The organism is Protofrankia sp. CiP1_Cm_nod1 (assembly GCF_920888515.1).
In the GTDB taxonomy this organism is placed as follows: domain Bacteria; phylum Actinomycetota; class Actinomycetes; order Frankiales; family Frankiaceae; genus Protofrankia.
Genome location: NZ_CAKKTM010000174.1, coordinates 32,361 through 34,067 on the forward strand (window position 1 = coordinate 32,361; position 1,707 = coordinate 34,067).

A 1,707-nucleotide genomic window follows, 5' to 3' on the forward strand; every position below is an offset into this window, starting at 1 on the left:
GGCGTGGTTGGCTGGCCGTCTCGGTGGGCTTACCGATCATCTTGTGATGATCGGTAAGGGGGTGGTTGGCTGGGGGTTTCGCCACGGTTTGGGAGCCCCTGGCGTGGTTGGCCGGCCGTCGCGGTGGGCCGGCCGTCGTGGTGGGCTTGTCGATCTTTTGGTGGTGATGGGCAAGGGGTGCTGGCCGGGGGCCGCCGTGAGGGGTTCTGGCCCTTGTGCGGGCTGGCCGCCCGGCCCGCCACGTTCGAACGGGTCAGGCCGAGGTCGCGAACCCCTGCTCCCTGTCTCCCGGTAGGCGTCATCCGTGTCGATGAGTGTCGCCCATCGTTGACGGGCGCCGGCTGTAAGGAAGGAGGTGAATCCGGTGCTGCCCGTCGGTATGTCGGTTCGGTCACCGCGGCCTGCGGGGTTACGGGTGGATGTCGCGCTGGTGAGGATCGGATGTCGGCATGCTTTGCGGTATTTGCGGCACCGTTTTTCGTGTCGTCTGCCGTAATGGGCGTGTAGGCCGGACGCCGTGGCCGCTTTGGGACAACTGTGATCGGCCGTGGTTTTCCGGACCGGCTGTGTCACCGCTGTCGCGGACCGGCTGGAACGGTGTGCGGCAGCGGCGGGCCGTAGGGTCGTCCTCGATGAGGATTTCGGTGGAGCCGGAGGCCGGGTCCACGCACGGGTATCCGCGGGCCCCGCGTGCGTATGCGGCCAGTCAGGCGAACGTACAGTAATGCCGCTTACGATACGTCGTAAAACGACTACTGGAGCGGCGCGTGCTCCGGATTACGCTGGGCCTGACTCGGCCCTCGTGACCCGGGAGCGTGCGCAATGACCGATCAACCGCCACAGCGGCCTGGCCGAACCGACCAAGGCGCTGACAGCGTCAGATCCGGTCCGCCCGCGAGCCCGTCAGGCTCAGCGGGGTCATCGAGCCCGGCAGGGCCGTCCGCCGGGGAGGGCACGAACGCGGACGGAGGGAAAGCCGACAGCGGGATGAAGGACGTCGGACGTCCGTCGGATCCGTCCGAGCGGGCGCGTCCGCCCGCTCCTTCCATGGCGCACCCTTCCCCAGGCAGCGCCGCGGGCAGTGGCACAGGAAGTGGCGCCACGGCCGGGCCGGACACGCGGCAGGCATCCGGGCATCGTCCAGCGCAACCGCCACGCTTCAGCGCTGGTGGCGCTGGTGGCGCTGGTGGCGCTGGTGGCGCGCGGCCGTCTGGGGAGCGGTCGTCGGCCCCGGCCGGCCGGTCAGCGCTGGACCGCGGCTCGGGCGTGGCACCGGGTGAGCGTCCGGTGGCCTCATCGCCGTCCGGGACGGCGGCCGGTCCCGCGGGGACGGCGGGCCGGGCGAGCGATCCGAGCGGTCGACATGCCGGGGCGCAGCCCTGGCAGGGGCCGGCCGTGCGGCCGGCAGCACGGCCCGCCGGCAACCGCCTCCTCGGTGGGACCGCCGCCGACGGGCAGCCTGTCGCCAGCTCTCGCGGGGCGGACGCGCCGAAACCCTCGGGAGCGCAGCCGTCACCGCCGCGTGAACCCGAGTCGGGGCGGGCGCAGCCAGCGCAGGGCGGCTCCCGTCCGGTCGAGCCGCCGCGTGCCTCACGGGCGCCAGCGGCCGGGGCACCGTCGGCCGCTCGGTCAGGCGATGCCCGTCCGGCCGATGCGCCGCGCGTCCCGCCCTCGCGGGCCGAGCCTTCCCGGGTGGAACGCCGTGTG